We start from the raw sequence: 23,358 nt of genomic DNA, 5'->3' as shown, positions 1-23,358 counted from the left end.
CCCAAAGAAATTACAAATGGAAAATATTTTACCTTACGTTCTGAGTGCCTTTATTGGAATCGGATTGGCAGCGGCATCTGGCTTCAGAGTATTCCTACCAATGTTTGCAGTTAGTCTTGCATCGTATCTTGGCTGGATTCCAATGTCGGATAACTTTGAGTGGCTGTCCGGCTTGCCAACACTTATCACCACCGGGGTTGCGACCATCATAGAAATTATAGCTTATTATATTCCTGTTGTAGATAATTTTCTGGACACCATTACGATTCCATTGGCAACTATTGCCGGTTCTATATTGTTTGCAAGTCAGTTTATGGAATTGGGAACATTTCCTCAATGGGCTTTGGCATTGATCGCGGGCGGTGGAACTGCTGCAACGATAGCTTCTGGATTTGCAGGCACTAGGGCCGCTTCAACGGCTACAACGGCTGGAATTGGAAATAATGTGGTCGCCACTACAGAAACGGCTGGAGCGGGATTGATGTCGATTCTTTCTATTTTCTTACCTGTCCTTGCCTTTATTTTTGCGGTTGTTCTTTTGGTTCTTGTTTTATTTTTTGGACGAAAACTTTGGAGGAAGATGAAAAAGCAGAATTCTGGAATATTTTAAATAAAAACTCCCGCAATTGCGGGAGTTTTTTTGATCTTATTTGATTTATTTTATAACACCAATTCTGAAGTTATCTACTTCCCAAGATGTAGCTGAAGTAGTAGATGCGTTGGTATATTTCAATGCTATTCTAACATTTTTATTTAAATAATCAGATAAGCTGATTCCTCCAGAAGAAACAAAACCTGCAAAAGCATTCAAGTCCGTATCCAATTTTGCAGAAAGCTTAACCCAATTTAGGTTATTTGGATTCCCGCCTGTATAGGTATCCGTAGTAATGTAGACTTCCAATGGATTACCTTGAAACCTTCCATCTGTTTGAAAAGAAAGAATAGCATTAGTAAATCCTGTTAAAGGAATCGATTTGGATATGAGCCAATCTTCATTCACTCCTCCATATCCATTCATAAGTGCTGATGGAGCCGGGTTACCAAATGTTGCAATGCTCCAGACTTGCGATCCAGCAACACTATAGGCAGTCCAATCGTTAGCTGTAAAATTCGTAAACCCTTCATTGATTATAAAATTAATTCTATCTTTTTGGAAGTCAATATCATTAAGTCCTCTGATCAGCATTTGCCAATTTGCGTTATACTTGCTGACAACGAAAGTAAGATCTCCGCTTTTTGTTGGTAAAGTCTCTGCCCCAAAAGTAGCATAACCGGAATTTCTAATTACAGAAGAAGCTCCAGTAATATCTATAATTGTTCTGTCTGTATCTTGTCCTGTATTAGCTATATAAGAAATGAAAGTTTTTGGCGTTGGTAGAACCTCAGCATCATCAAACTGTACATTCTGAACTTTTACTAAAGTGTTTATATACTTGGTTGCCTTGGCCTCGTCTATCGACCCTAAAACAGTAGGAACTAAGGTTGCTACGTCCAATCCGTTCTCCCCATTACATACTCCCGCAAGGTATCTTGGCAAAAGAACACTTGGAATTCTTCCAATTGCATAAGTCGGATCAATTGATCCAATTTTAATTGTACCTCTATCTAATCCCAAAACCAATCCATTTGCTTTGATACGAATGTGAGCTCCTACTGGGAAATCGGCATAATTAGAAGACTTATCTACCTCCATAGACATACCTACAGTCGGATTGGACGGGCTATCTTGGAATGAAATGGTTTTGTAAAAATTACCATTCTCATCAGAAGAAACCACATAAGCATCGAAGATTACTGGCGCACCATCTACAGGAACTTTGTATGTGCTGGATCCATTATAAGTCGTAGAGTTTGGAGCTGGTGGAGCTAATGCTACAAAGTCTGCCATTTTGATTGTTGGCGCATCAAATCTGTTATTACAAAGGATTTCCGGAGTATTCCAATCATCATCTTTAACACACGAATTAAAGGTCATCGCAACTATTGCAGAAAAGACCAATGTTTTGATTGTTGTATATGTTTTCATTATTTTATTTTTTTTAAAATCTTACTTGTAAATTTACGAAATAGGAACGTCCTTGGGTATACCAATATTTAGGAGCGAATAATTGTTGGCTTCTGTTAAAATCTTCTTGGAACCCATCAAACTTAACATTCCTTGTTTGCTCAAAACCTCCTGTAATATATTTTGTATTGTCGAAAATATTGTTAACAGATGCAGAAATCAACAAATAATATTTACCTAGTAGCCAAGACTTACCAACATTGGCATTGATAAAATAAGCGGCTGGTAATCTATTTGGTGCTAATAACCTTCTTAATTCTTCAGGAGTGGCTGTTTCATATGGTGTTCCCGAATTACTATTCTGTACAAAACTTTGTGATCTCAACAATGCAGAAGGATCTAGATAATTGTTATCCAAGTAATTCCAGTTCGCACCAAACCACCAGTATTTTGGAGAACTGTATCTGAAACCAGCAGAGAAAGCTGTCTGAGGAGTTCCTCCTTGTTTGTAATCCTTGATATTGGCTTTTCCGAATTGTACAAAAGACTGCCCGTTCCCAAAAACGCCAATCGCATCAGATGCAAAATAAACATTCGGATCATTGCGGTATGTATATTGACCATAACTTGCAACACCTTGTAAAGACAATGTAGGCAATACTTTGAAATCAACTCCTAGTTCTGCACCCATGTTTCTTTTCTCTACATTAGACATCACCTGAGTTACAAAAGCACTTTGGATATACTGTCCACCTGTATTGCTATCAGTTGTTCCTCCACTTGCAGAATTATCAATTTGAATTCCATCCGCGAAGAATCTTTGCACACTTGTCTCGTTTTGTGTATCAATCAAAAATACAGATGCTCTGATTTTAAATAGAGGCGAATTGATGACATAACTTAAGTCATTCGCATTAATTACCGTATTTTTGATATTAGGAGCTACAGAAGCATTGAGTCTTGGATTGATGAAAAGATCTTCGAGATAAGGTGCTTGAGAAAAGAATGAACCATTATAAACTAGGAAATTTCTTCCATTGATTTTATAAATAATTTGTCCTTTCAAACCAAAATTCCAAAAATCATAATCTTTACTTTTTCCAAAAGAATCTGCATAAAGATAATGCTTGAACAAACCTTCTCTGCTAGACGTTGAGTAACCTGCAAGAGCAGATACAAAAACATCAAACTTACCTTCTGAGAACTTGAATCCAGGATTAACCTTTACTTCTTGCCTTCTAAAGATATAGTTATATAGCAATCTATCTCCAACTTTTTTAGCTACATCAGTTTCTCCTTCATTATATAGTGCAGAAGTACCAGGATTATTAGTTGCAGCAAATGGATCTTTATTGAAGACGAAATCTGCTCCTAACAAATCATTTACTTCTCTATAAAGTTCTGATCTGTAGTTCTGATAAGAAACATTCAACATAAACTTAGCTCTATCTGTAAAGTTGTATGTATAATGTGTTGCTGCGTTCCAGATTTTATCATCACTTACATCATTTACAAGATAATATAATGCTCTTTTACCAGTCACTCCGTATTGTGTAACAGGATTTTGCCCTATATTAATATTAGCCGCATACAATCTATTCCAATTGATTTGTGTTACGTTAGGATCTCCGTTTTGCCAAGCAGCACGAGAAGCCTGATAAGCATCTCCAGCACTTAAATAAGTTCCTGAGTTAGGATCCCATGTGAAAGCGTCCTCATTCAACGAGCCAAAATAACTTGGTAGGTTTCTGTAATATGTTGGAGAAGGATTTGGTACACTTTGCCAATCTAGCCTAGATCCTTTGTCTTTACCAAACTGATAAGAAAGAGAAGTCCACAGATTTGATTTTTTGTTAATCTTCCAAAAATCCTGCAGTTGGAAAACAGGTTGGAAACCCTTCCGTACCCTTTCACTCCTTTTTTCTCCGTCTTGCCATCCCCAATAAGAATTGTAATGTACACCTCTATAATCATAGACCTCTTGAGTGCTTGGACTAGCGGTAGATCTTCTGTATGGTGATGCAAAAGCATTAAAGGTAATTGTATGACTATCATTAAACTTCTTCTCAACACCCAAATAAGTTCCATAAGCATCATAGAAAGTTCCTTCCTGGATACCTTCTTCTGCCCATCTTTTAGCTCCCATTACTGTAAAGGCCCAACCACTTTTTGACATTCCAGAAGAATATCTCAGAGAGACTCTTTGTCTATAATTTCTATTAGTGATAGAATAAACAGCCTGGAAGCCTTTTCTGTATTCGCTAGCTCTGGTATTTTTGTAAATTACACCAGTCGCTCCGCCAAATGCATATTCAGAAGGTGCATGGTTTGCGGCGATCTCTGGATATCTTACGATTTCATTAAGCCCCCCCCAATTAGAAAAATCAACATTACCATTGTCAGATTTTACCATGGAAACTCCATTCAGCATATTTTCAGAGGTTCTACCATCTACACCTCTTGGTCTGAACCAATACGCACCTAAGTCAAAACTTGCTATTCTATTGAAAACATCTTGTGATGATTGCAAAAGTCCAACAGTTGAAGTTTGACCACTACCCTCATCATCTGCATTATCAAGGATTGCAAGACCTTGATCTGCGCCTGTCAATGTAGAATAAAGGGTAATAACCCCCAAATCTTTTCTTTTTTCCGTGGTAACATCAAATTCCAGGGTTTTCGTCTCGAAATTTGGTTTTGATACCACAACTTGATAATGTCCGGACTTCAGATCTACAAATTGGAAATAACCAATTTTGTCTGCCGTAACATCATTACCCTCTCCTTTTAGACTAACTTGTGCTTTCTCTACCGGTTTTCCGTCAGCATCTTTCAGGTATGCAAAGACCGTGGTCTGTGCAAAGTAAAATGACGCAGGAAGCATTGTGAATAAGGAGATTAATGATAATTTTTTAATCATAAATCAATTAGGTTTTGTTTGCTCTTTTTTTCTAATTTACAGTCCGTTATACACGGGAAGGCAAATGTAAATAATTTTTTGATAATTAAAACTTTTTAACATTTTTTTTATTTTAACAAATTGTCAATTTTTTGAAACATAATTAGCAATTGTTAAAAATTTGAAATTTTTATTTTGCAACTATTCAAAAAAAATTACTTTTGTAGCCTTACATTTTTTAATTTATGAAAAATATTTTAAGCTTGATAGCTATATTTAGTATCTCCTTATTATCTGCACAGCAAAAAAGACAGGTACGCGCTGCGACTGTCGGTTTTCTGAACGTTGAAAACCTTTGGGACACCGTACGTTCTGCTGATTACATAGATGGAACCAAAGATAGAAGCAACCCGGCTTTCCACAGAAGCGTACCTTTGGATTCTATAAAATATCTTGAAGTAACCGAAAAAGATTACAAAGGACCTTGGAATGACGAGTCGCTTGTAGGTAAAAAGGTAGTGAGAATACAAGGAGGTTCTGAAGAGTTCACACCAAAAAGCGGAAAGAACTACAACTATAAGGTCTATAAACAAAAACTAGAGAACGAGGCAAAAGTGATCTCAGAAATGGGAAAAGCTTATACCAATACTGCGCCAGTCGTTGTTGGTCTCTTGGAAGTAGAAAACCGTCAGGTTGTTGAAGATCTTGTAAAAGAACCCGTAATTGCGAAATATGATTATGGTGTCGTTCATTACAACTCTTATGATTATAGAGGAATTGATGTGGCGTTCATTTATCAAAAAAGAAGATTTTCTCCATCAAAATCTTGGAAAAAAGAAGTGAAGATCTATGGAGATAATGGTAATAGAGAATACACGAGAGATATTTTGGTATTAACCGGCTTCCTTGACAACGAGAAAGTAGCATTTTTCTTGAATCACTGGCCTTCCAGAAGAGGAGGAGAGGCCGCCTCCCTTCCTAAACGTAATGCAGCAGCATTGGTGCTTAAACAACAGATGGATAGTGTAAGGGCCCTAGACCCTTCTACCAAATTGTTTGCAATGGGGGATTTCAATGATGACCCGGTAAGCTCAAGTTTGAAAAACGGACTTAAGGCTGTAGGAAATCCAAAAGACCTTTCAGAGACATCTCCATATCTTAATCTGATGTATCCTTTATATAAGAAGGGGGTAGCATCCCTGGCCTATCAGGACGCTCCCAACTTGTTCGATCAGATCATTGTTTCTTCCAATCTTAATTCTCCGAATAAAGAATTAAGAAAAGATTACACAGTTTTCAAAGCAGAGATCTTTGCTCCTGCTTATCTCGTGACCAAAGAAGGTAATTATAAAGGTTATCCTTTCCGCTCCTGGAGTGGGGATACATTTACCGGAGGTTATTCCGATCACTTCCCGGCATTTGTTGTCTTACAAAAAGAACCTTAAATATAGACCGTTTCAAATCTTTGGAACGGTTTTTTGTTTAATTCAGTTTATATTTTGATCAATATGAGAAACTTAATCGTCCTTGCCATACTTTCCGTTTTCATCTGGTCTTGCTCAACAAGTTCAAGACAATTGCCGGAAAGCCAGAAAACTTCATTTTCGACTCAGAAGAAAACAGACTCTGCGGATGAATGGGAAATCACAGTTTTTGACACTGAGTATGAAACTTTTGTAGCAACAAGAGCTCAGCCAAAATCGATGTTTACGGAAAGTAGTTTAAAATCCCGAAACACAATTTTGGTCAACGAATGGAATTCCAGATTCTATTCCAATGTGAATCCGAATTTTTATGAAGTAGCGATCGATTATGACCAAAAAGAAAATTACGGCTTCGATTTCGAATACAGGTTATATCAATTCTTCGCTTATTGTAATTGGAAATACGGAGTAAAGTTCAATGGACTTAGAGGAATCGATAAGACCAAATTAAAAGCTCAATGTGATTCATTGAGCTTTAATATAAAATTTAGAAAAAATCTAACATCTTGCATCTAACTTCTATCAAGCAATCCCCTCTTCCTCGCCTTTCAGTTTCTCTGCATTTTCAGCCATGATCACTGCATCCATCATTTCCTGGATATCACCATTCATATAAGCATCAAGGTTGTAAATCGATTTGTTAATTCTATGGTCTGTAACCCTTCCCTGAGGATAATTATAAGTCTTGATTTTTGCAGAACGGTCACCTGTAGAAACCATTGTTTTTCTCTGTGCCGCAATATCACCAACCACTTCCTGAAGTTTGATATCGTACAATTTCGCCCTCAACATTTCCATAGCTAATTCTCTGTTAGCTAACTGAGAACGTGCTTGCTGACAAACCACAACCAATCCGGAAGGTTTGTGTGTCAATTGAACTTTCGTTTCAACTTTGTTAACGTTCTGTCCACCAGCACCTCCGGAACGAGAAGTCTGCATTTCTATATCTGCCGGATTGATTTCCACATCCACTTCTTCAGCTTCCGGTAAAACAGCAATCGTGATTGCAGAAGTGTGAACACGACCTTGAGATTCGGTTTCAGGAACACGTTGCACACGGTGAACCCCGGACTCGAATTTCATAATTCCGTACACGCTTTCGCCCTGCACCTTCATGATCAATTCTTTGTAGCCTTTTGAAGCTTCACTGGAATCGGTAACCTCGTGTTTCCAGCCTTTTGTTTTGAAATACATTGTGTACATTCTGTACATATCTTCCACAAATATTGCTGCTTCATCTCCGCCAGTTCCGGAACGCATTTCAAGAATGATATTTTTATCATCCGCAGGGTCTTTCGGAATCAGAAGATATTTCAAATCCTCTTCAAAAGCGGGAAGTTTGTCCATTGCTTCATACTTCTCCTGTTTCGCCATTTCCACAAATTCTTTATCAGAGCCGTCTGCAATGATCTCATCAGACTCCGCAATCGTATCAAGAGCCTTTTTATATTCATCGAATACCTTTACGATTTTCCCCAAATCGCTGTATTCTTTGTTAAGTGTAGAATATTTTTTTTGGTCCGAGATCACATCCGGTTGGATAATAAGATCGGCGACCTCGTTATATCGTTGTTTTATCGCTTCCAGTTTCGGAATTAATGACTTAGACATAGGTAAATTTTAGTTTGCAAAGATACGGAATTAAGAAACAAGAAGAAAGAGCCAAGAATCAAGACTTAGATTCAAAAAAACAATTTTATTCTGTTATAATTTTAATTGAGCAATTCCTTTAATTAACATTGAAAAGCAACGGTTAGTAAGTGATTTTCTAATAACGAATCCCTCGACAAGCTCAGGATGACATGTCAAATACTAAGCGTAACAATTCAACATTTTCAGGCTAAGCTTGTCGAAGCCTTTATATTGTAAAATCAATATTTTAATTGTGTTCTTTGTGAAAAATCTTTGTGTCTTTGTTGTTAAAAAAAAGAAAATCCACTCTCGAAAGAATGGATCTATATATATTGTTTCGCTTTGAGTGCAATCTCTCACGAAAAGAAAATTGCCAAATTAATGATGATGACCGTGAGAAAGCGGTTTTTCTCCAGCTGGTCTTTGGTAGATCACTTCTACACCTTCCTGCTCATAAAGTTTTTTGTATCTGATTTTTTCCGGGTCAAAGTTTTTGTTGATCTTCCCGAAATATTCCGCTACTCCTTCTGTCAACCAAAGTGGTACGATGAATCCGAAGAACATCAAAATACACCAGAATCCACAAATCATCATTGTGAAGAAATAAACGGTCCAAAGAAATTGGTAAAACGGCCAGAATGCTGATAACATCATAATGCTATATATTTTGAGCAAAAATAGAGGTTTTTATTCTATTTGACAAAATTTCTGAATTGATTTTTTTCATTTTGCGGAACTTTTAGTTTTTAGTATTTTCGTAAGGTTGTAAAAATGTTTGCTTTGCTGGTATTATTTTAAACGCAAAGTTCGCAAAGAATTATAATTCAACAATCTGTTTTTAAGGTCTCAAAGCCGTAAAACTTAGCAAAGAAAAAATATTTCTTTACTTATTTAAGGCTCTTTTGTGGCTTTTGTTGTTAGATAAAATTAAATCAAATATAATGAGTTTCAGAATCGAAAAAGACACGATGGGCGAAGTGCAAGTGCCTGCAGATAAATTTTGGGGTGCGCAAACGGAGCGTTCCAGAAATAATTTCAAAATTGGTCCGGAAGGAAGCATGCCTCGGGAGATCATCGATGCATTTGCTTACCTGAAAAAAGCGGCGGCTTTTACCAATGCAGAATTAGGAGTTCTTTCTAACGAAAAAAGAGATGCAATCGGAAAAGTTTGCGACGAGATTCTTGCAGGCGAATTGTACGACCAGTTTCCATTGGTGATCTGGCAAACCGGCTCGGGAACGCAGTCTAATATGAACGTCAACGAGGTGGTGGCGAACAAATCTCACGTGAACAGCGGCGGACAACTGGGCGAAAAAACGGAAGTTCACCCGAATGATGATGTGAACAAATCCCAATCTTCCAACGATACTTATCCAACAGCAATGCACATCGCTGCTTACACAAAAGTGGTAAAAGCGACTTTGCCAGCTTTGGAAAAATTGAGAAATACGCTGGACGAGAAAGCGAAGAAATTCCAGAATATCGTCAAAATCGGAAGAACGCACCTTATGGACGCAACGCCTTTGACTTTGGGACAGGAATTTTCCGGTTATGTTGCTCAATTGGATTATGCTAAAAAAGCCATCAACAATACTCTTGACCATCTGAAAGAGTTGGCACTTGGCGGAACTGCGGTTGGAACTGGACTTAACACGCCAAAAGGTTATGACGTTTTGGTCGCAAAATATATCGCAGATTTCACGGGATTGCCATTCGTAACGGCTCCCAATAAATTCGAGGCTTTGGCAGCACACGACGGAATTGTTGAAACGCACGGTGCTTTGAAGCAATTGGCGGTTTCGCTTTACAAGATTGCTCAGGATATTAGATTATTAGCTTCCGGCCCACGTTCTGGAATCGGTGAAATTTTCATTCCTGAGAACGAACCAGGTTCTTCTATCATGCCTGGAAAAGTGAATCCTACACAGAACGAAGCTTTAACAATGGTTTGTGCTCAGGTTCTTGGAAATGACACAACGATTTCTTTCGCAGGAACTCAGGGAAATTATGAACTGAATGTTTTCAAACCTGTAATGGCCGCGAACTTTTTGCAATCAGCACAATTATTAGCTGATGCGATGATTTCTTTCAACGACCATTGCGCCGTTGGAATTGAGCCCAACGAACCGAGAATCAAAGAATTGGTGGACAAATCTCTGATGCTCGTAACAGCTTTGAATACGCACATCGGTTACGAAAACGCAGCAAAAATCGCTAAAACTGCCCATAAAAACGGAACAACTCTGAAAGAGGAAGCAATTAATCTTGGACTATTGACAGCTGAACAATTTGATGAGTGGGTGAAGCCGGAAGATATGGTTGGAAGTTTGAAATAATTGCTTCTTGCAACAGGCTTTTGCTATTAGTTTAAATAAAAATATTAAAAACCCTTTTAGAATCAAGGTTCTGAAAGGGTTAATTTATTAAACAGTCTAAATTAATTAGAATGAACTGGATTTTTTTAATTCTTGGGGGTCTTTTTGAAGTGGGATTTACATCTTGTCTGGGAAAGGCCAAAGAAACATCGGGCGCAGAATCCTATCTTTGGTACGCAGGATTCGGAATATCTTTGGCTGCAAGCATGCTTTTGTTAATCAAAGCCACACAAACGCTTCCGTTAGGAACCGCTTATGCAGTCTGGACGGGAATCGGAGCGGTGGGAACTGTTTTGGTCGGGATTTTTATCTTTAAAGAACCGGCAACTTTCTGGCGATTGTTTTTTATTTTCACATTAATTGCTTCCATCGTTGGACTGAAAGCCGTTTCTTCTCATTAATACAAAAGCCTCAGAAATTCTGGGATTTTATTTTTTTCAGAGAAAAATTCTCGCAGATTTCGCAAATTGAGCAGATGAAATTTTAAATCTGTATTATCTGCAAAATCAGCGAGATATTAAATTCAAACAACCGAAACCTGGTCTGCAAAATATTGCTCCAAATCCCTCAGCGTTTCCGGCGAAGTCTGGATATCTCTTACCAATTCACCTTTGTTGATGACCACAATCCTTTCGCAGACTTCCGTTGTGTGAGCCAAATCGTGGCTAGAAATCAGGAATGTTGAATCTGAGTTTTGTGACCAATCTCTGATGAGGTTTTTCAACTTGATTTGGGTTGAAGGGTCAAGGTTCGCGAAAGGCTCATCGAGAATGATAATCGCTGGCGTTCCGATTAACGCTCCAATGATTCCGACTTTTTTCATATTTCCTTTGGAAAGGTCGCGGACGTATTTTTTTGCATTCAGGATTTCTCCGTTGAAAAAATCGGTGAAGTTTTTCAGGAATTCATCAACATTCGCTTTGCTTTGACCTCTTAGTTCTCCCAAAAAATAGAAATATTCTTCCGGAGTCAGATAGCCGATCAGAAAAGTCTCATCGATAAAAGCACCGACTTTGTTTTTCCAACTTTCGGATTCGTTGACTTTCTCTTCGTCGATGGAAACATAGCCTGAACTCGGTTCTATCAAATCCAGAATCAAACTGAATAATGTCGTTTTTCCCGCGCCATTATTTCCGACCAAGCCAATGGTTTGACCTTTTTGGAATTCTAAATTTTCTATGGATAAAACTTTTTTGGTTTCGTAAACTTTGGAAAGGTTATTTATTGTTATCATTTTTATTGAGATTTTTGATGTTGGATTTTTTGAACACAAAGTCCACAAAGATTTTTTATAATTATTGAAAATACTTTAAGGTTCACAAAGGCGTAAAACTTAACAAAGAAAAATTTTAAGTCTAATTTCCTTTGAAAGCTTTGATGGTTGAGTATTTTTCTTTTTTATACAATTTGACAATGAAATCGAAGAACTTCTCTCTAAGGAAAAAGCCAATCAACCCCAAAACGCCCAGACTCGCCACAGCTGCTGTTGTTCCGAAAAAATATTTTGAAACGCCGAAAACCGCCATCGGCAAAACCATTTGTGGCAAAAGAAGCAGGATGTTTTTGAAACTGAAATTGTTTTTCTTGCCTAATGTTTTTCCTCTCGCATTCAGGTCAATCGGGTTTTTGTTAAATGCACCCGACAGCAGGACAACCTGAGAATTAACACCAATATTATAAAGTCCGGCCGCTAAAAATGTGAAATACAGATCCCAGCTTACAAATGCATAGCCGACTGCCAGAACCATACTCACGGCAGTAGCACTTGCAATCAGCCACCATTTGGCTTTCAGATATTCTTTGTAAGGAACATTCAGCGTCATCATCAGCGGATAATAGGAACTGTCGAAAGACGGCACTCTCTGCCCGAACAAAAATAGAAATCCACCAGTAACGAAAAGTCCCATAAACAATTGCATATAAGCGGTTTTGTAAGCCGGGGAGCTGAACAAAAGCAAACCGTAAAATAAGAATAAGAAACTTCCCAATGTGATAGATTTTGCAGCTTTGCTTCGTTTTATCATCCGGATATCATTGTTGATGAAAGTTCCCAGAACACCGTATTTATTAAGAAACTGAATATTTTCTGTCTTCCCGACTTCCTGCTTCATTTCCAGACCTTTGTCGAGATAGAAATTGTTGTAAATGGATTTCCTACAGAAAACATATAGAAGACCGAATATCGCAATTGGCAATACAATCGCATACCAATGGTTATAAAACAGCATAAAGAATTTCTCAGATACCGATGATAAAGCAATAATATTGTAATAATCCAATCCGCCGGCAAGAACCAAAATCCCGCCGATAATCCAAACCGCTAAATCTTTACCGTTCAGAAGAATATTGATCAAATTAATAGTAAAACTCAGAATAATTATTGCCAAAGTCCAAGAAAAACTTTCCAAGGCCGAATAGCCGTTATAAAGCAAAATTCCTAGCAACGGCACATAAATAAAAAGTCCTCCCCAAGTGAAAAACGACAGAAAAGTCTTGCTGATCATATAATTGACCAGCGTACTTTTTTTGATGTTCATCGTGAGAAAAGGTTTGATATTCTGAGTCGGCATCTGTTGGAAAAAGTATCTCAGAAATAGATCTGCTATCAGCCAATAAATAAGAAATTTACTAATAAATGGCAATGGGTCAATATGTAGTTTTTGTTTCGGTAAGTAAAATGCGCCGCAGGCAACAAATACAAATATTGCAAGAATGTATAAAACTCCCAAAAGCTGAAAGATCTTGACCACGATATTGGCTGCCAGAGAACTTGACCGAAAAAAACTTTTGAATTCTAATCTGATAAATCGTTGCAGCATAAAGTTTATTTTTTGTTAAATGTAATGAATTCCTAATATTAATAGATTTTCTATATATTAAGTTCACAGTTTATATATTTTGTTACAAAAAAATTGATTTATCAACAATTGTCTGTGGATTTCTTGAGCAAAACTAAATTTCGAAAATTTATAAAAAATTCTACCTTTGTACAATGGTACAGAAGGAAACATTATCATCGCTCACGCAGGGTAATTTTGCAAAGGAACTCTCTATTTCGGATGGCAAAATGCCACCTAATGCATTAGACTTTGAGAAAATTGTGATTGGAACTTTTCTAATTGACAGAAAAGGACTTGACCATTCCATAGACTTATTGACACCCGATGTTTTCTATGACCCTAGACATCAGACGATTTTTGCATCGATTCTGAAGTTGTATGAGAGCAACTCTCCTATAGACCTGATGACCGTAATTCAGGACCTCAAAAAAAACGAAAAACTGAATCTTGCGGGCGGTGACCACTACATCATTGATTTGACAATGGGCGTGAGTTCTTCTGCCCATATCGAATATCACGTACGTGTAATTCTTGAAAAATATATTCTTCGTTCATTGATCAATGTTTCGGCGAACGTGATTGACAATTCCTACAAAGAATCAACCGACGTTTTCGAATTGTTGGACAAAGCGGAACAATCATTTTTTGAAATCACGAACGGAACCATTAAAAAAGGTTTCGACACGGCCAATTCATTAGTAAAAGAAGCGATTGACAAAATCAAATCGCTAAAAGATAAAGAAGGTTTATCCGGAGTTCCATCAGGATTTACGGCACTTGACAAAGAAACCGGAGGTTGGCAAAACTCAGACCTCATTATCATTGCGGCAAGACCTGCGATGGGAAAAACGGCTTTTATCCTTTCAATGGCTAGAAATATCTGTGTGGACCATCAAATCCCGATGGCATTATTCTCCCTGGAGATGGCTTCGGTCCAGTTGATCACAAGGATGATATCTTCCGAAACCGGGATTTCTTCCGAGAAACTGAGAAAAGGCCAAATGTCCGATGATGAGTGGCAAAGGTTATTTACTAACGTTTCTGCATTGGAAAACGCGCCACTTTATATCGACGAAACACCTTCGCTTTCCATCTTTGACTTCCGGGCAAAATGCCGAAGACTGGTAATGCAGCATGGCGTGAAAATCATTATGGTGGATTATCTCCAGCTGATGACCGCCAGTTCCGGGAAAGGCGGTGGAAACCGTGAGCAGGAGATCGCAATGATCTCGCGGTCACTAAAAGCCATTGCGAAAGAACTGAATGTTCCTGTCATTGCGCTATCACAGCTTTCCAGAACCGTGGAAACAAGGCCCGGGAAAAGGCCGATGCTTTCTGACCTCAGGGAATCTGGAGCGATCGAGCAGGATGCAGATATCGTTTCGTTCATTTTCCGACCAGAGTATTATAAAATTGCTGTTTGGGACAATGATGAAGAAGGGGCGGAAACCAGCACAGAAAATCAAGCCGAGATCATCATTGCAAAACATAGAAATGGTGCGACAGCTGATGTAAGATTAGCATTCCACAAGAACATTGGTAAGTTTGCCGACCTTGGAACGAATTACGAATATACCCCTTCCAACTTTGGGCAAAAAGATGAGCCTGCTGGCTTTGATAAAATCAATATTACAATCGATCCGGGAGCTGCTTTTGGATTACCAAGCAATAACAATGTCTCGGGCTCTGCAATGAATGACGATGATGACGATGATATGCCATTCTAAATTCTTTTTCTAACTTGAGAATCGAAATCTTTACAGACGGTGCTTGCAGCGGAAATCCGGGACCTGGCGGTTATGGAATATTGATGCGCGTTCCTGAAAAAAAATATCAGAAAACCTATTCCAAGGGCTTCCGTAAAACGACCAACAACAGGATGGAGCTGATGGCAGTAATCGTAGCACTGGGCAATCTCAAGACTGCTGATAATGAGGTCCACATATATACCGACAGCAAGTATGTCGCCGATGCCATCAATCAAAAATGGATCTATGGATGGATCAAAAGGGGCTGGAAGAATGTCAAAAATCCAGACCTTTGGCAAGTGTTTTATAAATTATACCAACTTCACAATCCAAAATTCCACTGGATCAAAGGCCACGCCGGCCATCCTGAAAATGAGCTATGTGACCTGCTTGCAGTAACAGCTTCGAGATCTGAAAAACTTGCCATCGATTCTTTTTTTGAGAATCAGAGTGATGGTGGAATGTTTTAAGCATTCCAGAAATCTCTGTCCAAACTTCTGTATTGTATCGCCTCAGAAATATGGTCTCCCTGTATATTTTCCGAATTTTCCAGATCTGCAATGGTTCTCGCCACCTTTAAAATTCTATCATAAGCCCTTGCAGAAAGATTAAGTTTCAGCATAGCAGCTTTTATTAATAACTGAGAGTATTCGTCCAGTTCACAGTATTTTTCGATTTCTTTTGGTCCCATCTGCGCATTATAATTGACTTCAGAATCTTTATATCTTTCATTCTGGATGTCTCTTGCGTTATTCACTCTTTGCCTTATACTTGCACTACTTTCTCCTTTCTTTTTATCTGCCAGCTGTTCATATTCCACTTTTGAAACTTCGATATGAATATCAATCCTGTCGAGAAGAGGTCCGGACAATTTGTTCATATACCGCTGCATTTCCATAGTTGATGAAGTATTATTCGGGTCATCCGGAAAATAACCGCTGGGACTGGGGTTCATACTTGCAACCAACATAAAACTCGCAGGATATTCAATAGTAAATTTGGCTCGTGAAATAGTTACAACTCTATCTTCCAGAGGTTGTCTCATCACTTCGAGAACCGCTCTCTTGAATTCGGGCATTTCGTCTAAAAATAGAACCCCATTGTGAGCGAGAGAAATCTCTCCCGGCTGGGGATAGCTTCCTCCTCCGACAAGTGCGACATCAGAAATCGTATGATGTGGGGATCTAAATGGCCTTATTGTTATCAATGATGTTTCTGTTCCCATTTTACCTGCTACAGAATGAATCTTCGTTGTTTCCAAAGACTCTTTGAGACTAAGTGCCGGCAATATACTGGGAAGACGTTTGGCAAGCATTGTTTTCCCACTTCCCGGCGAACCTATCAGTATAATGTTATGCCCACCAGCCGCTGCAACCTCCATTGCACGTTTTGCAGCTTCCTGTCCTTTCACTTCATCAAAATCAAAGGGAAAATGATCAACTTTATCCTGAAATTCTTTTCTGGTGTCAATCTCGAATTTTTGCAAAGGCTGATCATCATTGAAAAAATCGATAACTTCTCTGATGTTTTCCACACCATAAACATCCAGTTGATTGACGATTGCCCCTTCTCTTGCGTTTTGCTTTGGAAGAATTATACCTTTGAAACCATCTTCTCTAGCTTTTATAGCAATTGGCAAAACACCTTTTATTGGTTGCAAACCACCATCAAGAGATAATTCTCCCATGATCAGATATTGTCCCAGATCTTCTGCTTTTATAAGGTCGGAAGCTGCCAAAATCCCGAGAGCAATGCTCAGATCATAAGCAGAACCTTCTTTGCGGAGATCCGCAGGAGCCATATTGATTGTAATCTTCTTTCCGGGAATTTTGAATCCTGAGTTCTTAAGAGCAGCAGAGATCCTATAGCTACTTTCCTTGATGGCATTATCTGGCAACCCGACCAGGTGATAACCGACACCCTGGTCAACATTGACCTCTATGGTAATGATCTGTGCAGAGACACCATGAATGGCCGCACCGTAAACTTTGACAAGCATTTGTGTTTTGTTTTGCCAAAAATAAAAAAAACTCTCTGATGAAAATCAAAGAGCCAGATATTTTTTGAGAAATAATATTACATAAATCGTTCGCCTTTTTTAAGATTTTTAAGGTCTAGAACATAATCTTTTATAAGCTGGTCATTATCCCGTGGGCAAATAAGCAATGCTTTTTCCGTATCAACAACAATATAATTTTTAAGTCCGTCTATAACAGCGGCCTTGTTTTGATTTTTGATCCTGATGACATTTCCCTTTGAGTTATAAGTAAGAACATTCTTGGAAGAGATTGCATTGTTGTCATCATTTTTCCCAGCATTGTTATATACCGAAGTCCATGTTCCGAGATCGCTCCATCCAAGGTTAGCCGGAATTACATAGACATTATCCGCTTTTTCTAAAATCCCGTTGTCTATGGAAATTTTGTTTACCGTAGGATAAACCAGATCAATACATTCCTTTTCAGCATCCGTATTATATTCGCAGCTATTGAATTGGTTTGTCATTTCTGGCAGATGTTTTTTGAATGCTTTCAAAATACTTTTTACACTCCAGATAAAAATACCTGCATTCCAAAGGAAATCACCCGATTCTATAAAACTTTTGGCAATCTCAAGGTCTGGTTTCTCTGTGAAAGTTTTGACTTTAGAAAAAAGTTCATTCTTTTCTTGAATGAATTGAATATAACCATAACCAGTGTCTGGTCGTGTTGGTGTAATACCCAACGTGATCAGATAATCATTTTCCGATGTTAATTTGAAGGCCAACGACACTTTTTCCAAAAAGGTGTTTTCTTTCAAGATCAAATGATCTGCGGGCATGACAATGATATTTGCATTGGGATTGACAGCCTCTATTTTTTTTGCCATGTACAGATTGCACGCAGAAGTATTCTTCATAGCTGGCTCACCAACAATATTTCCAAAAGGAATCTCTGGTAATTGTTGTTGCGTCAATTCTACATATTCCTGATTTGTAATGACATAAATATTTTCTTTAGGTATTAACTGATTAATCCTATCGAAAGTCTGTTGAATCATTGTTCTGCCTGTTCCTAATATATCATGAAACTGCTTCGGAAATTTCTGAGTACTCATTGGCCAAAAACGGCTTCCTATTCCCCCTGCCATAATAACGCAGTAATTATTGTTCATCATTGATTGTCAATTTTTCGACCTTTGCCAAAGGCCGGAATAAATATTTTTTTGAATTCTTCAAATGGATACAAAGATAAGATTTTTTCCTTTTTTCTAATATTATATATGTTTCACCTTTGTAATGAAACTTATCATTGATTGATAAATTTTCAATAAAAACAGAGTTTGCCTCAGAATCTTCGATATGAAAATAACGGACAAGCTCTGGACTCGCCATGAAATTGGCTTTAGGACTTTTCGCAAATCTTACGATAATTGGTTTTAGATCTTCAGTATAGATATCAATGCTTTCCAAAAGCATTTCGCGGAAAGTATCTTTCCATTCTTTTCCATGTGCACTGATCTTGAAATTAAATTTCTCAAAGGCAATAAGATGAGCGAGCTCATGGGTCAGAACAAAAAAGAAAAGTTGCTTGTCCAATGTAGAATTAACCGTGATCTGGTGTGATCTATCCGGTAACTTCCTGTAATCTCCCAATTTGCTATTCCTATTTTTCGTGATCTTGATATGAATATAATAATCGGCAAACCATTTTTTAAGAAAAGGAAGAGTATTCTTGGGAAGATATTGTTCTAATGTATCGATTGACATCCAGGTCCAAAATATAAATAACAAAAATAATCAATATGAACGATTTTGCCTGGAAATATTAAGTTTTTCTTAATGTTTTTTCTTAAATTTCGAATAAATTGGAAAAAGTTGCCAAAATTTATTTTTTGTTTATTCGTATTACTGTTGTTCTCGTGTTCTAAAGATATAGATTCACCAAAAAATCCATTACAAAAAAAACAGATCAATCCATATTATGAAAAAGCTTTCGTATTCCTGGACAAGAACGAATATGATAGTGCTTTCTACTATTTGGACAAAGGCAAAGAGTTATTCTTACGCAGAAATGACTCTTTCGGTGTAGGAAAAAGCTTGGTGAATATGGCCATTACACAGGAAAATGCCGGGGATAATTTTGGCAGTATTGAAACCAGTCTACTTGCCTCAAAATTTTTCAAAGAGAAAGATACCGCCCACCATTCTTTTTTATCCTGCAATTACAATAATCTTGGGGTTGCATCCAATAACCTAAAGAATTACAAGGACTCCAAACAATTCTATGACAAAGCCTTTCTTTTTACTAAAGACCCCATCGACAAGCTGATGCTTTCCAATAATATTGCAATCGTTTTTCATAATGAGAAAAAATATGGAAAAGCGGTTGCCATCTATAAAAAACTAATTGACAGCATAGGTCCTAAAAGTGAATTTTACCCAAAATTATTGCTTAATTTCTCCCGATCAAAATGGTATGAGGACAATAATTACGATCCCGTGAAAAACTATCTGTTGGCAGAAAGATTGAGTAATGCACAAAATGATGACTGGAATAAAGACGCAGCCTATGCATACCTGTCTTCATATTATTTGAATAAAAATGCCGATTCCGCCATATTTTATGCAAAAAAAATGCTGGTTCTTGCAAAGAAATTAAAATACCCTGTAGATGAGTTAGAAGCTTTGCAAACTTTGATCAAGCTTTCTGATGGAGCTAGTACACAAGAATATTTCGATACCTATTCTAGAATTCAGGATAGCCTTGTAAATAGTCAGAACAAAGCGAAAAATCAATTTGCACTGATCCGTTTTGAAAGCGAAAAAGCAAAATCGGAGAACGTTATTCTTCAAAAAGAAAGAGAGATCAACCAATCTTCCATTACTCGCCAAAAGATTATCATTTGGGCCCTGGTCATCATTGCGGCAATCGTTACCTTTTTTGTATCGATATGGACCAAGAAGAGAAAAGAAAAACTCATTTTAGAAGCCAACAACAAGTTACAATATCAGCGCCTTAATTTTTCAAAAAAAGTCCATGATGTGGTTGCAAACGGAATCTATGAAGTCATGACAACGATTGAGAACCAAAAGGACATTCCTACCGAAAAAATATTGGATAAGCTAGAGCTGATGTACGAAAAATCCCGAGACCTTTCCTACAATAATAGTAATCAACAGGAGTTCAACGAAAGAGTATCAGGTTTGATCAATTCTTTCGACAATGATAAAACAAAAATTATCATTATTGGAAACGAGGCTGATTTTTGGGAAGGATTGAATCAATCGACAAAAGAAGAATTGTTCCAGGTCATAAGAGAGCTTCTTGTCAACATGAAAAAACATAGCAGGGCATCACAAGTTATCTTAAGGTTTGTCCATGAAAACAACATCTATGATATCCGATATACGGATAATGGAATTGGCCTTACAGAAGATTTTGAAGAAAAAAACGGATTCGAAAATATGAGATCGCGACTAAAAGAAATAAATGCAAAGTTGGAAATCGAGGAAAGGATCTCTGGGTTAAGACTTTCTATTAAACGGAATGAAAACTAGAGCTTTACAAAGAATTTTGAAAGATTCAAAGAACTGTCTGAAAAACAATTTTAATTAAAGTACTTAGAAAAAATGTTCAGTAAAATATTAATTGCGGAAGATCATGAGAGCAGTAATTTTTCCATTCAAAAAGTCTTGGAAGAGATGGAAATCCCAAGTGTAAGTCATACTTATTACTGTGATGATACTTTTTCGCACCTTAAAAAATCTTTGGAATCCAATCCTTATGAAGTATTGATCACAGATCTTTCGTTTGAAGAAGATCACGTAAAGCAAATTATAAAAAATGGAAGAGAACTTATAAAATCTTGTCGAGAGATTTGTCCGGAGCTTAAAGTAATCGTATTCTCCGCAGAACACAGATTAGGAGTTATAGACCTGCTATTCAGCGAATTAAACATCAATGCTTTTGTAAGAAAAGCCAGATCAGATTCCAAAGAACTTAAAAAAGCCATTGAAGCCGTATATAATAATGAAATCTACCTCTCTCATGGCCTGAAATTGCCTGTAAAAAGTCTCAACACCTTGGAGTTTAGCAATTATGACATCACATTACTCCAGTTATTATCCGATGGTGTTCTGCAAAAAAATATCCCAAAGAAATTACAAGAGAAAAACATTTATCCAAGCAGTTTGAGCAGTGTGGAAAAAAGAATCAATGCAATGAAGCTAATATTGACCGTAAAAAACACCGAGGAATTGATTGCATGTAGCAAAGAAATTGGGATAATTTAAAAAAATCCGATTATTTTTTTTGTTTTTACGGTTTTCCCGTAAGGAAATCTAGTTAGATGTCTCTAACTTTGCACCAGATTAATAACCGTAAAAACACAACTTACAATACATTCATTTTTCAGAAAGAGTTTAAAGCTATGCTTCAGACTCTTTTTTTGTTCTAAACATTTCGGTATGGGGAATATTGTCTTCCAGATATTTTTTTGCTGTTTCTTGAAAACCAAAACCTGAATAGAACTTCAATAAATAGTCTTGGGCAGAAATTCTGACTTCAGAAGTACGCAACCTATTTTCTATGATATCTATGGCGTATGCTATCAGCTGTTTGCCAAGCCCTTTTCCTCTTCCCTTTTCTGTCGTTATAACTCTTCCGATGGATGCTTCCGGGTATTTTATGCCTTTATCAAAAATCCTGCAATAAGCTAAAACTTCACCATTATCTTCTGCCCAAAGATGGATTGCCTTCTGATCATAATCGTCCAGATCCGGATATGGGCAATCTTGCTCTACTACAAAAACATTAACTCTGGCTTTGATAATCTCGTAAAGCTCGGTTGTGGTAAGTTCGGAAAACGTCTTGATCTTCCAATCTACATTAGTCATCGAACCTTACTTTATTTTTAATCAAAAAATCATTGGTTTTCTGAATGAATTTTAAGATCAGATCACCACCTTCTTTCTTTTCTGCAGAAGTAACATATAGGTCTGGTAAATCTTCCCAAGTCTGAAGCAATTCATTTTTATAAACTTCAACATTCCTATCCACGCCGCCAGATTTTAGCTTATCTGCTTTTGTAAAAACTATGGAAAACGGAACGCTGCTTTCCCCAAGCCATCGCATGAATTCCAGATCGATCTTTTGCGGTGTGTGGCGGATATCCACAAGTACAAAAAGATTGACCAGATTTTTTCTGTTGAGGATGTAATTGGTAATTAGCTTTTCAAAATCTTTTCTCAGACTTTTAGAAACTTTCGCATATCCATAACCCGGCAGATCGGTCAAATACCAGTTTTCATTGACCAAAAAATGATTGATCAATTGCGTTTTTCCCGGGGTCTGAGATGTTTTGGCAAGGTCTTTATGATTCATCATCGCATTGATGAGAGAAGATTTCCCAACGTTGGAACGCCCGATAAAGGCATATTCCGGCATTGTAGGTTCCGGACAGTCCTGCCATTTCTGACTGCTTTTTACAAATTCTGCGGTTTTGATCACCATATTTTTATAATTTAAAAACCATTAAGAATCAAATTTATTTTTAATTAAAACTCAATTTCCTAATGGTTCTGAACAATATTATTTGAATAGAGCTTACATCACTCTTTTAAGCCATCCGTAAAGAATCTCATTAAACTCATCCGGCTTTTCCATCATAGCAGCGTGACCACATTTATCGATCCAGTGCAACTCGGAATTCGGGATGAATTTGTGCATATCTTCTGCAACTTCCGGAGGTGTGACGTTATCCTGTTTTCCCCATATGATACAAGTAGGACAAGTGATTTTCGGAAGGTCGTTCAACATATTGTGTTTGATGGCGCTTCTGGCCAACATTACTGTTTTTATACCTTTCATTCTATCATTTACGACCGCAAAAACTTCATCTACCAACTCATCAGTAGCTACGATCGGGTCATAAAAAACATCCTGAGTTTTTCTTTTGATATAATCTTTATCACTTTTTCTTGGGAAACTATCTCCGAATGTTCTTTCATACAAACCGGAACTCCCAGTCAGAACAAGATTTCTTACTAATTCCGGACGAGATGTCGTGAGAATCAATCCGATATGTCCGCCCATAGAATTACCTACAATTGTCACCGGCTTCCCGATAACATCTGTAATAAACTTTGCAACGAATTTGGAAATCGAAGCAAGATTAGTATTCAGAATCGGCAGATCATAAATAGGCAATTGAGGAACAAAGACCTGATAACCTTTATCCGAGAAGTAATTGATCATCTTATCGAAGTTGCTCAAACCTCCCATCAGACCATGAAGAAGCACCATTGGATGACCTTCACCCGCTTCCACATAACTATATTTCGTGTCTTTTTTAGTCTTAAAAATCATAATGCTCTTCCGATAACGCGCAAAAAT

General features: G+C 37.5%; 21 protein-coding genes. 9 read left to right on the top strand and 12 right to left on the bottom strand.

All coding sequences use genetic code 11. From position 1 onward, the window contains the following. Positions 1–16: 16 nt before the first annotated feature. Entirely contained in the window at positions 17–610 is a 594-nt protein-coding gene (locus K319_RS0106995) for a DUF4126 domain-containing protein (RefSeq protein WP_027383004.1), read from the top strand. Between the two features lie 45 nt (positions 611–655). Here the strand turns inward: K319_RS0106995 and K319_RS0106990 are convergent, their stop codons facing one another. Both K319_RS0106990 and K319_RS0106985 read right to left on the bottom strand, forming a co-directional pair. Continuing rightward, the gene (locus K319_RS0106990) at positions 656–2,026 is read right to left on the bottom strand and encodes a DUF5689 domain-containing protein (protein WP_027383003.1); all 1,371 of its coding nucleotides are present in this window, start codon (positions 2,024–2,026) and stop codon (positions 656–658) included. Positions 2,027–2,039: 13 nt separating this feature from the next. Next, positions 2,040–4,925 carry a TonB-dependent receptor gene (locus tag K319_RS0106985; protein ID WP_027383002.1) on the bottom strand — a complete coding sequence of 962 codons (2,886 nt, stop codon included), beginning with the start codon at positions 4,923–4,925 and terminating at the stop codon, positions 2,040–2,042. A 224-nt stretch (positions 4,926–5,149) separates the two neighbouring features. Here K319_RS0106985 and K319_RS0106980 point away from each other — a divergent pair, with 224 nt between their 5' ends. Both K319_RS0106980 and K319_RS19960 read left to right on the top strand, forming a co-directional pair. Further along, entirely contained in the window at positions 5,150–6,349 is a 1,200-nt protein-coding gene (locus K319_RS0106980) for an endonuclease/exonuclease/phosphatase family protein (RefSeq protein WP_027383001.1), read from the top strand. 63 nt (positions 6,350–6,412) lie between these two features. Next, positions 6,413–6,904: a DUF6146 family protein gene (locus tag K319_RS19960; RefSeq protein WP_185092683.1), complete on the top strand. Its 492-nt coding sequence runs from the start codon at positions 6,413–6,415 to the stop codon at positions 6,902–6,904. A gap of 6 nt (positions 6,905–6,910) precedes the next feature. On the opposite strand, the gene prfA is transcribed toward K319_RS19960, so the two are convergent. Then, positions 6,911–7,999, bottom strand: a complete 1,089-nt coding sequence (prfA, locus tag K319_RS0106970; protein ID WP_027383000.1) for a peptide chain release factor 1 — start codon at positions 7,997–7,999, stop codon at positions 6,911–6,913. A gap of 399 nt (positions 8,000–8,398) precedes the next feature. Beyond that, positions 8,399–8,674 carry a hypothetical protein gene (locus tag K319_RS0106965; RefSeq protein ID WP_027382999.1) on the bottom strand — a complete coding sequence of 92 codons (276 nt, stop codon included), beginning with the start codon at positions 8,672–8,674 and terminating at the stop codon, positions 8,399–8,401. 287 nt (positions 8,675–8,961) lie between these two features. Between K319_RS0106965 and fumC the strand changes: the two genes are divergently transcribed. Continuing rightward, positions 8,962–10,356: a class II fumarate hydratase gene (gene fumC, locus K319_RS0106960; protein ID WP_027382998.1), complete on the top strand. Its 1,395-nt coding sequence runs from the start codon at positions 8,962–8,964 to the stop codon at positions 10,354–10,356. 110 nt (positions 10,357–10,466) lie between these two features. Continuing rightward, a complete protein-coding gene (locus K319_RS0106955) occupies positions 10,467–10,796 on the top strand; it encodes a DMT family transporter (RefSeq protein ID WP_027382997.1) in 330 nt (109 codons plus the stop codon). A 122-nt stretch (positions 10,797–10,918) separates the two neighbouring features. Here the strand turns inward: K319_RS0106955 and K319_RS0106950 are convergent, their stop codons facing one another. Together K319_RS0106950 and K319_RS0106945 are read right to left on the bottom strand one after the other, a co-directional pair. Then, positions 10,919–11,629 (bottom strand): ABC transporter ATP-binding protein, encoded by a 711-nt coding sequence (locus tag K319_RS0106950; protein ID WP_027382996.1) that lies wholly within the window; start codon positions 11,627–11,629, stop codon positions 10,919–10,921. A 121-nt stretch (positions 11,630–11,750) separates the two neighbouring features. Next, positions 11,751–13,214 (bottom strand): DUF5687 family protein, encoded by a 1,464-nt coding sequence (locus K319_RS0106945; protein WP_027382995.1) that lies wholly within the window; start codon positions 13,212–13,214, stop codon positions 11,751–11,753. A gap of 173 nt (positions 13,215–13,387) precedes the next feature. Here K319_RS0106945 and dnaB point away from each other — a divergent pair, with 173 nt between their 5' ends. Together dnaB and rnhA are read left to right on the top strand one after the other, a co-directional pair. Beyond that, the gene (dnaB, locus tag K319_RS0106940) at positions 13,388–14,962 is read left to right on the top strand and encodes a replicative DNA helicase (RefSeq protein ID WP_027382994.1); all 1,575 of its coding nucleotides are present in this window, start codon (positions 13,388–13,390) and stop codon (positions 14,960–14,962) included. Between the two features lie 14 nt (positions 14,963–14,976). After that, complete coding sequence (rnhA, locus tag K319_RS0106935; RefSeq protein ID WP_027382993.1) at positions 14,977–15,453, top strand: ribonuclease HI; 477 nt, start codon at positions 14,977–14,979, stop codon at positions 15,451–15,453. Here the strand turns inward: rnhA and K319_RS0106930 are convergent. The 3 genes from K319_RS0106930 to K319_RS0106920 all read right to left on the bottom strand — a co-directional run bounded on the left by K319_RS0106930 (position 15,450) and on the right by K319_RS0106920 (position 18,731). Next, complete coding sequence (locus K319_RS0106930; RefSeq protein ID WP_027382992.1) at positions 15,450–16,982, bottom strand: YifB family Mg chelatase-like AAA ATPase; 1,533 nt, start codon at positions 16,980–16,982, stop codon at positions 15,450–15,452. The two genes, rnhA and K319_RS0106930, sit on opposite strands and share 4 nt — an antisense overlap. A 77-nt stretch (positions 16,983–17,059) precedes the next feature. After that, positions 17,060–18,139, bottom strand: coding sequence for a mannose-1-phosphate guanylyltransferase (locus K319_RS0106925; RefSeq protein ID WP_235696085.1), 1,080 nt, complete (start codon positions 18,137–18,139; stop codon positions 17,060–17,062). After that, complete coding sequence (locus K319_RS0106920; protein ID WP_084403412.1) at positions 18,126–18,731, bottom strand: SprT-like domain-containing protein; 606 nt, start codon at positions 18,729–18,731, stop codon at positions 18,126–18,128. The genes K319_RS0106925 and K319_RS0106920 overlap by 14 nt, the downstream gene beginning before the upstream one ends. A gap of 144 nt (positions 18,732–18,875) precedes the next feature. Between K319_RS0106920 and K319_RS19955 the strand changes: the two genes are divergently transcribed. Next, positions 18,876–20,522, top strand: coding sequence for a tetratricopeptide repeat-containing sensor histidine kinase (locus tag K319_RS19955; protein WP_156907066.1), 1,647 nt, complete (start codon positions 18,876–18,878; stop codon positions 20,520–20,522). 72 nt (positions 20,523–20,594) lie between these two features. Next, complete coding sequence (locus tag K319_RS0106910; protein ID WP_027382989.1) at positions 20,595–21,257, top strand: response regulator; 663 nt, start codon at positions 20,595–20,597, stop codon at positions 21,255–21,257. A 135-nt stretch (positions 21,258–21,392) separates the two neighbouring features. Here K319_RS0106910 and K319_RS0106905 read toward each other — a convergent pair whose 3' ends face one another. The 3 genes from K319_RS0106905 to K319_RS0106895 all read right to left on the bottom strand — a co-directional run bounded on the left by K319_RS0106905 (position 21,393) and on the right by K319_RS0106895 (position 23,331). Beyond that, positions 21,393–21,860: a GNAT family N-acetyltransferase gene (locus K319_RS0106905; protein WP_027382988.1), complete on the bottom strand. Its 468-nt coding sequence runs from the start codon at positions 21,858–21,860 to the stop codon at positions 21,393–21,395. Continuing rightward, a complete protein-coding gene (yihA, locus tag K319_RS0106900; RefSeq protein WP_027382987.1) occupies positions 21,853–22,476 on the bottom strand; it encodes a ribosome biogenesis GTP-binding protein YihA/YsxC in 624 nt (207 codons plus the stop codon). The genes K319_RS0106905 and yihA overlap by 8 nt, the downstream gene beginning before the upstream one ends. A 93-nt stretch (positions 22,477–22,569) precedes the next feature. After that, positions 22,570–23,331 (bottom strand): alpha/beta fold hydrolase, encoded by a 762-nt coding sequence (locus tag K319_RS0106895; RefSeq protein ID WP_027382986.1) that lies wholly within the window; start codon positions 23,329–23,331, stop codon positions 22,570–22,572. Positions 23,332–23,358: the final 27 nt, after the last annotated feature.

The organism is Epilithonimonas caeni DSM 17710 (assembly GCF_000426465.1).
GTDB lineage: Bacteria > Bacteroidota > Bacteroidia > Flavobacteriales > Weeksellaceae > Epilithonimonas > Epilithonimonas caeni.
This window is presented reverse-complemented; position numbering and strand designations above follow the sequence as displayed.

Coding starts and splice junctions, on each gene's coding strand:
- K319_RS0106995 (WP_027383004.1), top strand. CDS start 17: ATGGAAAATATTTTACCTTACGTTCTGAGTGCCTTTATTGGAATCGGA.
- K319_RS0106990 (WP_027383003.1), bottom strand. CDS start 2,026: ATGAAAACATATACAACAATCAAAACATTGGTCTTTTCTGCAATAGTT.
- K319_RS0106985 (WP_027383002.1), bottom strand. CDS start 4,925: ATGATTAAAAAATTATCATTAATCTCCTTATTCACAATGCTTCCTGCG.
- K319_RS0106980 (WP_027383001.1), top strand. CDS start 5,150: ATGAAAAATATTTTAAGCTTGATAGCTATATTTAGTATCTCCTTATTA.
- K319_RS19960 (WP_185092683.1), top strand. CDS start 6,413: ATGAGAAACTTAATCGTCCTTGCCATACTTTCCGTTTTCATCTGGTCT.
- prfA (WP_027383000.1), bottom strand. CDS start 7,999: ATGTCTAAGTCATTAATTCCGAAACTGGAAGCGATAAAACAACGATAT.
- K319_RS0106965 (WP_027382999.1), bottom strand. CDS start 8,674: ATGATGTTATCAGCATTCTGGCCGTTTTACCAATTTCTTTGGACCGTT.
- fumC (WP_027382998.1), top strand. CDS start 8,962: ATGAGTTTCAGAATCGAAAAAGACACGATGGGCGAAGTGCAAGTGCCT.
- K319_RS0106955 (WP_027382997.1), top strand. CDS start 10,467: ATGAACTGGATTTTTTTAATTCTTGGGGGTCTTTTTGAAGTGGGATTT.
- K319_RS0106950 (WP_027382996.1), bottom strand. CDS start 11,629: ATGATAACAATAAATAACCTTTCCAAAGTTTACGAAACCAAAAAAGTT.
- K319_RS0106945 (WP_027382995.1), bottom strand. CDS start 13,214: ATGCTGCAACGATTTATCAGATTAGAATTCAAAAGTTTTTTTCGGTCA.
- dnaB (WP_027382994.1), top strand. CDS start 13,388: ATGGTACAGAAGGAAACATTATCATCGCTCACGCAGGGTAATTTTGCA.
- K319_RS0106930 (WP_027382992.1), bottom strand. CDS start 16,982: ATGCTTGTCAAAGTTTACGGTGCGGCCATTCATGGTGTCTCTGCACAG.
- K319_RS0106925 (WP_235696085.1), bottom strand. CDS start 18,139: ATGATGAACAATAATTACTGCGTTATTATGGCAGGGGGAATAGGAAGC.
- K319_RS0106920 (WP_084403412.1), bottom strand. CDS start 18,731: ATGTCAATCGATACATTAGAACAATATCTTCCCAAGAATACTCTTCCT.
- K319_RS0106910 (WP_027382989.1), top strand. CDS start 20,595: ATGTTCAGTAAAATATTAATTGCGGAAGATCATGAGAGCAGTAATTTT.
- K319_RS0106905 (WP_027382988.1), bottom strand. CDS start 21,860: ATGACTAATGTAGATTGGAAGATCAAGACGTTTTCCGAACTTACCACA.
- yihA (WP_027382987.1), bottom strand. CDS start 22,476: ATGGTGATCAAAACCGCAGAATTTGTAAAAAGCAGTCAGAAATGGCAG.
- K319_RS0106895 (WP_027382986.1), bottom strand. CDS start 23,331: ATGATTTTTAAGACTAAAAAAGACACGAAATATAGTTATGTGGAAGCG.